This window comes from Nocardioides sp. J54 (assembly GCF_000519005.1).
Taxonomy (GTDB): Bacteria; Actinomycetota; Actinomycetes; order Propionibacteriales; family Nocardioidaceae; genus Nocardioides.
On the sequence record NZ_JAER01000046.1, the window covers coordinates 23,224 to 31,206 of the forward strand.

The 7,983-nt window shown below is 71.4% G+C and carries 7 protein-coding genes; 2 read left to right on the top strand and 5 right to left on the bottom strand.

Features of this window, described 5'->3' with window-relative positions:
• Positions 1-25: 25 nt before the first annotated feature.
• The 4 genes from NOCJ54_RS30060 to ileS are packed head-to-tail and all read right to left on the bottom strand — an operon-like array spanning position 26 to position 5,839.
• Positions 26-736 carry a DUF6278 family protein gene (locus NOCJ54_RS30060; RefSeq protein ID WP_232221846.1) on the bottom strand — a complete coding sequence of 237 codons (711 nt, stop codon included), beginning with the start codon at positions 734-736 and terminating at the stop codon, positions 26-28.
• Positions 737-744: 8 nt separating this feature from the next.
• Positions 745-1,467: a TIGR00730 family Rossman fold protein gene (locus tag NOCJ54_RS27285; RefSeq protein ID WP_036518970.1), complete on the bottom strand. Its 723-nt coding sequence runs from the start codon at positions 1,465-1,467 to the stop codon at positions 745-747.
• On the bottom strand, positions 1,464-2,552 hold the full coding sequence (dapE, locus tag NOCJ54_RS0120225; RefSeq protein ID WP_028656929.1) for a succinyl-diaminopimelate desuccinylase: 1,089 nt from the start codon (positions 2,550-2,552) through the stop codon (positions 1,464-1,466). Before dapE ends, NOCJ54_RS27285 begins: the two co-directional genes overlap by 4 nt.
• 44 nt (positions 2,553-2,596) lie before the next feature.
• A complete protein-coding gene (gene ileS / locus NOCJ54_RS0120230) occupies positions 2,597-5,839 on the bottom strand; it encodes an isoleucine--tRNA ligase (RefSeq protein WP_028656930.1) in 3,243 nt (1,080 codons plus the stop codon).
• Between the two features lie 282 nt (positions 5,840-6,121).
• Between ileS and NOCJ54_RS0120235 the strand changes: the two genes are divergently transcribed.
• On the top strand, positions 6,122-6,604 hold the full coding sequence (locus tag NOCJ54_RS0120235; protein WP_051486195.1) for a DinB family protein: 483 nt from the start codon (positions 6,122-6,124) through the stop codon (positions 6,602-6,604).
• A 57-nt stretch (positions 6,605-6,661) separates the two neighbouring features.
• A complete protein-coding gene (locus tag NOCJ54_RS27290) occupies positions 6,662-7,456 on the top strand; it encodes an acyl-CoA thioesterase (RefSeq protein ID WP_036518976.1) in 795 nt (264 codons plus the stop codon).
• A gap of 334 nt (positions 7,457-7,790) precedes the next feature.
• Here NOCJ54_RS27290 and NOCJ54_RS0120245 read toward each other — a convergent pair.
• Positions 7,791-7,983, bottom strand: a 193-nt coding sequence (locus NOCJ54_RS0120245) for a transposase (RefSeq protein WP_028656932.1), incomplete at its 5' end; no start/stop codon positions are given.

Here is a 7,983-nt window from a genome sequence, read left to right on the forward strand (position 1 = left end):
GCGACCCTCGCGCAGCAGGTGTGTCCTACGCCTCCGACGAGCGCGCGTCGGCGCGCTGCTCGGCCGCGAGCGCGGCCTCCAGCCAGGCGGCGATGCTGTCGCCCTCGTCGCCCTCGTAGCGCTCCCTCGCCCTGCCGATCGGGTCCTCGTAGCGCCCGGACGGCAGCTCGACGACGGGCGTGGAGTCGAACCCGGGGCGGCGCACCCACACCGCGCCGGGGACGGCGCGCACGAGGATCTCGCCGACGTAGGCACCGGCCGCCCGGACGTCGTCGTTGTCGGCCGCGTCGCTGCGCCCGGGCTTGCGCGACCACTGGTCGAGGAAGGACTCGACGGTGTCCACGCTCTCGGTGGAGAAGTCGAGGATGTCGGTGCCCGCCGGGTGGGCGGCCGCCCATTCCTCCGCGGTCTCCCGCACCTCCGGCGAGGGTACGACGTCCGGTGGGCGCGTCGACGCGGCCGGCTCAGGCCCGCGGGGCACGCGGCCCTCCATCTCGGAGGCGAGGCGCGCGAGCAGCGCGTCGACCTCGGCCATCCGGTAGCCGCGGAACGCCAGGGAGAAGCGCACCTTGCGCAGGTCGTCGGCCGCGATCGCCCGGCTCGCCGGCACCAGCGCGTCCGGCCGGTCGTCGTACGCGGGCGCCATCGGCTCGCCGTGGCCGGCAGCCAGCATCGCGACACCGCCCATCGCGAGCACGATCAGGACGGCGAAGACCCACATCATCGGATCGGACACGGGCGGCCTCAGGCGTGCGCGTCCCGCGCGGCGACCATGAGGGCCACCGCCTCGTCGACGTCGTCGGTGAGGGTGAGCATGTCGATGTCGGACTGCTTGATCCGCGCGTCCTCGAGCATCGAGCCCTGCATCCACTCGATGAGGCCCTGCCAGTGCTCGACGCCCATCAGCACGATCGGGAACTGCGTGATCTTGAGGGTCTGCGAGAGCGTCATCGCCTCGAAGAGCTCGTCGAGCGTGCCCAGGCCGCCGGGGAGCACGACGTAGCCCTGGGAGTACTTCACGAACATCATCTTGCGGACGAAGAAGTAGCGGAAGTTGATGCCGAACCCGACGTAGTCGTTGAGCTTGGCCTCCCACGGCAGCTCGATGCCCAGGCCGATGCTCTGGCCACCCGCGTCGAGGGCGCCCCGGTTGGCGGCCTCCATCGCGCCGGGGCCGCCGCCGGTGATGACGGCGAACCCGGCCTCGGCGAGCCCGCGCCCCACGCGCCGGCCGATGTCGTAGGCCGGGTGGTCCTCGCCGATGCGGGCGGAGCCGAACACGGAGATGGCGGGTCCGACCTCGGCGAGGTCGTTGAAGCCCTCGACGAACTCGGCCTGGATCTTGAGCACGCGCCACGGGTCGGTGTGCACCCAGTCGCCGTCGCCGCGGGTGTCGAGGAGCCGCTGGTCGGTGGTCGAGCCCTCCAGGCCCGCCTTGCTGGGCCGCGGGCCGGTGCGCCTGGTCATGCCTGCTCCTCCTGGGTGGTCCGGGTCAGCCACTGCCGCAGCTGCTCCTCGCATCGCCGTACCTGGGCGATCTCGACGTGCTCGTCCTGCTTGTGCGCCAGCATCGGGTCACCGGGGCCGTAGTTGACCGCCGGCACGCCGAGCACGGTGAACCGGGCGACGTCGGTCCAGCCGAACTTCGGGTTGACCTCTCCCCCGACGGCGTCGATGAACGCCCGCGCCGCCGGTCGGTCGAGGCCGGGCAGGGCGCCGGGGGCGCTGTCGGTGAGGGTGATGTCGTAGCCCTCGAAGACCTCGTGGACGAAGGCCAGCGCCTCCGCCTCCGAGCGGTCGGGGGCGAAGCGGTAGTTGACGGTGACGACGCACTCGTCGGGGATGACGTTGCCGGCGACGCCGCCGCTGATGCCGACCGCGTTGAGGCCCTCGTGGTACTCGAGGCCGTCGATGACCGGCGTGCGCGGCTCGTAGGCGTTCAGCCGCGCCAGCACGTCCCCGGCCGCGTGGATCGCATTGACCCCGCGCCAGCTGCGCGCGGAGTGCGCGCGCTCGCCACGGGTGCGGACCTCGACGCGCAGGGTGCCCTGGCAGCCGGCCTCGACCACCGCGTTCGACGGCTCCATCAGGATCGCGAAGTCGGCGGCGAGCAGGTCGGGGTCGGACTCGCCCAGCAGCCGCAGGCCGTTGAACTCCGAGGCGATCTCCTCGGCCTCGTAGAGGACGTAGGTGACGTCGTGGACCGGCTCGGTGAGGGTCGCGGCGAGGCGCAGGATGACCGCGTCGCCACCCTTCATGTCGCAGGTGCCGAGCCCGTGCAGGATCCCGGCCTCCTCGTCGAGCCGGCTCGGCATGTTGTCGTTCACCGGCACGGTGTCGAGGTGGCCGGCGATGACGACCCGGCTGGGCCGGCCCAGGTCGGTGCGCGCGACGACGGTGTGCCCGCGTCGTACGACGCTCAGGTGGGGCAGCGCGCGCAGCGCCGTCTCGACGGCGTCGGCGATCTCCTGCTCGTCGCGGCTGACGGACTCGATGTCGACCAGCTGGCGGGTCAGGGTGACGACGTCGGCGGTGAGGTCGAGGGAAGGCACGGTCACAGTCAACCAGCCCCTCCCCGACCTCACCGTCGACGGGCTCAGGCCCGGCGCAGGCTGAGCGCGCCCTTCTCGCCGTCACCCACCACGACGTCGGTGCCGCCGGCGGGCGCCTCCTCGGCCACGGTGTACGACGTCGCGAGGGTCTCGCCGGCGATGAGCGCCTCGTGGGCGCGGGCCGCGGCGAGCACCGCGGGCGTGCCGCTGATGACCAGCTCGATCCGGTCGGTCACCTGCAGGTCGGCGTCGCGGCGGGCCTGCTGGACCGCGCGCACCAGGTCGCGGGCGACGCCCTCCTCGGCGAGCTCGGGCGTGACCACGGTGTCGAGGACGACGAAACCGCCGGCCGGCAGCATGCCGGTCGCGACGCCCTCGGACGCGGCGCCGACGACGGTCTCGAGCGTGTACTCGCCCTCCTGCAGCGCGAGGCCGCCAGCGGTGACGGTGCCGTCCGCGGCCACCGACCAGTCGCCCGACTTCGACGCCTTGATCGCGACCTGGACGTCCTTGCCCAGGCGCGGGCCGGCAGCGCGGGCGTTGACGGTGAGCTTCTGCTCGACGCCGTACCCGGCTGCCTCGTCGGAGTCCGCGGCCACCAGGCGCACGGCCTTGACGTTGAGCTCGTCGGCGATGATCGCCGCGAACGGCTCCAGCGCGGCCGGGTCGGACACGACCACGGTGAGGCCGGCCAGCGGGAGGCGGTTGCGCAGCTTGTTGGCCTTGCGCAGCGCCGAGGTCGCCGAGCAGACGTCGCGGACCTCGTCCATGGCGGCGACGAGGGCGTCGTCGGCGGGCAGGGCGGAAGCGTCGGGCCAGTCGGCCAGGTGCACCGACCGGCCACCGGTCAGGCCGCGCCAGATCTCCTCGGTGGTCAGCGGCAGCAGCGGCGCGACGGTGCGGCACACCACGTCGAGCACGGCGGCCAGGGTGTCGAACGCGTCCCGCTTGCCCTCCCAGAAGCGCTCGCGCGAGCGGCGGACGTACCAGTTGGTGAGCACGTCGATGAACCCGCGCGTCGTCTCGCAGGCGTCGGCGATCGCGTAGTCGTCGAGCTCGGCGGTCATCTTCTCGACGTACTGCCGCGTCTTGGCGAGCAGGTAGCGGTCCAGCGGGTCGGTGCTGGCCAGCGCGCCGGGCGTCCCGACCTGCGCCTCGTAGTTCTCGGCGTTGGCGTAGAGCGCGAAGAAGTACCAGGTGTTCCAGAGCGGGATCATCACCTGGCGCACGGCGTCGCGGATGCCCTGCTCGGTGACGACCAGGTTGCCGCCGCGCAGGATCGGGCTGGCCATGAGGAACCAGCGCATCGCGTCGGCGCCGTCGCGGTCGAAGACCTCGGAGACGTCGGGGTAGTTGCGCAGCGACTTCGACATCTTGTTGCCGTCGGAGCCGAGGACGATGCCGTGGCTGATGCACGACGAGAACGCCGGCTTGTCGAAGAGCGCGGTCGCCAGGATGTGCAGCGTGTAGAACCAGCCGCGGGTCTGGCCGATGTACTCGACGATGAAGTCGGCCGGGAAGTGGTTCTCGAACCACTCCTTGTTCTCGAACGGGTAGTGCACCTGGCCGAAGCTCATCGAGCCGGAGTCGAACCACACGTCGAGGACGTCGGTGACGCGGCGCATCGTCGACTGCCCGGTCGGGTCGTCGGGGTTGGGCCGGGTCAGGTCGTCGACCCACGGCCGGTGCAGGTCGGGCTCGCCCTGGGCGTTGCGCGGCAGACGTCCGAAGTCCCGCTCGATCTCCTCGAAGGAGCCGTAGACATCGATGCGCGGGTACTCCGGGTTGTCGGACTTCCACACCGGCACCGGGCTGCCCCAGAACCGGTTGCGGGTGATCGACCAGTCGCGGGCGTTGTCGACCCACTTGCCGAACTGGCCGTCGCGGATGTGGTCGGGGACCCAGCGGATCTCCTGGTTGAGCTCGGCCATCCGCTTCTTGAACGCGGTGACCTCGACGAACCAGCTGCTCACGCCCTTGTAGATCAGGGGCTCGCGGCAGCGCCAGCAGTGCGGGTAGGAGTGGTCGTAGGTCTCGCGGCGCAGCAGCACCGTGCCCGGGGTGACCGAGCCGGCCTCGTCGCCCGCGGTGACGGCCTTGAGGTGGTCGATGATGTGCAGGTTGGCGTCGAAGACCAGCATCCCGGCGTACTCCGCGACGGGGTGGGTGAACCGGCCGTCCTTGCCGACCGGCATGACCGGCTCGATGCCCTCGCGGTCGGTGACCTCCTTGTCGACCTCACCGAACGCGCCGGCGCTGTGCACCAGGCCGGTGCCGTCCGTCGTCGTGACGGCCTCGTCGGCGGCCACGACGCGGAAGGCGTTCTCGTGGCCGGCGAAGTAGGAGAACGGCGGGGCGTAGGTCAGCCCGAGCAGGTCGGTGCCCTTGCCGCGCCAGGCCACGACCGGCTCGTCGCCGAGCTCGCGGGCGTACGCCGCCAGGCGGGCCTCGGCCAGCACGAACCGCTGGCCCTCATGCTCGACGGCGACGTAGTCGATGTCGGAGCCGACCATCACCGCGAGGTTGCTCGGCAGGGTCCACGGCGTGGTGGTCCAGATCAGCAGCTTCGCGCCCTCGAGCTCGCCGGGGGTGGTGACGGAGAAGCCGACGGTGACCGCCGGGTCCTGGCGCATCTGGTAGACGTCGTCGTCCATGCGCAGCTCGTGGTTCGACAGCGGCGTCTCGTCGTTCCAGCAGTAGGGCAGGACGCGGAAGCCCTCGTAGACCAGGCCCTTGTCGTACAGGCTCTTGAAGGCCCACAGCACCGACTCCATGAACTCGGGGTTCATGGTCTTGTAGTCGTTGTCGAAGTCGACCCAGCGCGCCTGGCGGGTGACGTAGTCGCGCCACTCGCCGGTGTACTTGAGCACCGACGCGCGGCAGGCGTCGTTGAACTTGTCGATGCCCATCTCGACGATCTCGTCGGTGGTCTTGATGCCGTTGAGGCGCATCGCCTCGAGCTCGGCGGGCAGGCCGTGGGTGTCCCAGCCGAAGCGGCGCTCCACGCGCTTGCCGCGCATGGTCTGGTAGCGCGGGACGATGTCCTTGACGTAGCCGGTGAGCAGGTGGCCGTAGTGCGGCAGGCCGTTGGCGAACGGCGGGCCGTCGTAGAAGACGAACTCGTTCTCGCCGTTCGCGCCGGGGTCGCGCTGCTCGACCGACGCGCGGAAGGTGTCGTCCTCGGCCCAGTAGGCGAGGACGCGCTTCTCGATCTCGGGGAACCTCGGGGAGCCGGGCACGCTGCCCTGGTCGCTGGCGGGGTCGGTGCTGACCTTCGGGTAGGTCATCGGGCTTCGGTCTCCTGGGTTCGTCTGCTGCGGCATCTGCACCGCAGGGACGATCCGTCAGGACCGCGGTACCACCCTGCTTGCCCTGCCGGACGTGCCGGCCGGGCCCCTCGTTGTCGGCTGTGACGGGCCTACCCGCCGGGTTCTACTGACCTCCGCCGAAGCTCGGGCGTTCTTCCCGGGGCTCGCCGCTGATGACGGCTCGAGCGCCTGTGGGACAAGGGTACGGCGCCCGGGCGCTCCAGCGGAAACCGGATTGCGCCCGGGCCTACCGTGGAGCCCATGACCGGCGAGCTGGCGAACTACCGCGAGTACCTCACCCAGTACCGCGAGACGCTGGAGCGCAAGTGCGCCGGCCTCTCCCCCGCGCAGCTCGCGACCCGCTCGGTCCCACCCAGTGCGCTCAGCCTGCTCGGCATGGTCCGCCACATGGCCCGGGTCGAGCACTTCTGGTTCCAGCGCGCGCTGGTGGAGGTCGACGGTGAGCGGATCCACGACGACGGTGACGCCGGCTTCGCCGATGTCGAGCCGACCGAGGAGGCCGTCGCCGCGGCCTGGGCGTCGTGGCGCGAGCAGGTCGCCGTCGCCGACGCGTGGCTGGACCAGCAGACCGACGCGGACATGGGGCGGGTCGTCACCTACCGCAACGGCACGGAGAGCGGCCCGGTGCGCGACATCCTCGTGCACATGGTCGAGGAGTACGCCCGCCACTGCGGCCACGCGGACCTGCTGCGCGAGTGCATCGACGGCACCACCGGGGAGTGACCACGGCCACGTCCGGGTGAGCGGGCCGGTGTCCGTTCATTCCGGCACCATGTCCGGGTGAGCTTTCTCCTCGACGAAGCGGTCGCCACCGAGCCGCTGGGCGACGGTCGGCACCGGGTGCAGGTCACGGCCGACTGGAACACGGCGAACCAGACCCCCAACGGCGGCTACGTCCTCGCCCTCCTGCAGCACGCCGTGCTGCTCGAGTCGGCGCACCCCGACGCGCTGAGCATCTCGGTCACCTTCTTCCGTCCCGGCCTCCCGGGCCCCGCCGAGATCCACGTCCGCGAGGTCCGCAAGGGGCGCCGCGTGTCGACGTACGACGCCGTCCTGGTCCAGGGCGACAAGGAGGTCGCCCACGCCGTCGTCAGCACCCACGACTGGGACGCCGCCGGCGCCGTCGAGCACATCCCGCACACCGCGCCCGACGTCCCGCGCCCCGAGGACTGCCACGACTCGAGCAACCTGATCCCGGGCGGGATGTTCCCCATCCTCGAGCGCTACTCCTACCGCGCCCCCGAGGTATTCGGCTGGCTGCAGGGCAAGCCCTCCGGCGTCACCGAGGCGATCTGCTGGATCCGCGCCGAGGACGGCCGCCCCGTCGACGCCCTCCTCGCCGGCGCCATGGTCGACGCCTTCCCGCCCGTCACCGCCGAGATCGGCCACCTCGCCTCGGCCACCATCCAGCTCACCGTCCACTACCGCCGCCGCCCCGCCACCACCTGGGCCCTCGGCCACATCACCACCCGCCACGTCATCGCCGGCTACCACGACGAGGACGTCGAGCTGTGGGACGAGGACGGGAACCTGATCGCGCAGAGCCGGCAGCTGGCGATCCTCGCGGAGGGCTGAGGCTCTTTCCTCGGCTGCCGGTCCTACGTGGGGGTTCTCGGCGGCCGCGCAACGTAGCCGACCGGCCCCCGCCGTCAAGGACGTCGCTTCGCTCCGCCGCTACGCGGCCGCTTCGCGATCCTTGACCGCGGGGCCCTGCCGGTCGGCTTGACGGCGCGGTTGCCGGCACGGACTTCGTCCGCGCCGCCGCTGCGCGGCCGCCGCACCTCTCCGGTGGTTGAGGTGCGACGAGCGCCAGCGCCGAGCCTCGAAACCACCGGGTCCTCAAGGCGGACTGTGGACCGAGATTCTGGAGAATCCCCAGTCCACAGGGCTCTCCTGACGCATGTGTGGGTCAACAGGGCCGCCCTGGGAGCGCGGGACGGTAGCCACCGAGGCTGAGCATTGCGATAGCGATGAGGGCGTCTGGCGAGGCGAATCCGAAGGCCATCCGGGTCAGGAGCCGAATGCGAGTGTTGACCGACTCGGTGGGACCGTTGGACATGCCGTGCTCGATCGAGGTGAGGATGCCGGCGCGGTGCTTCTTG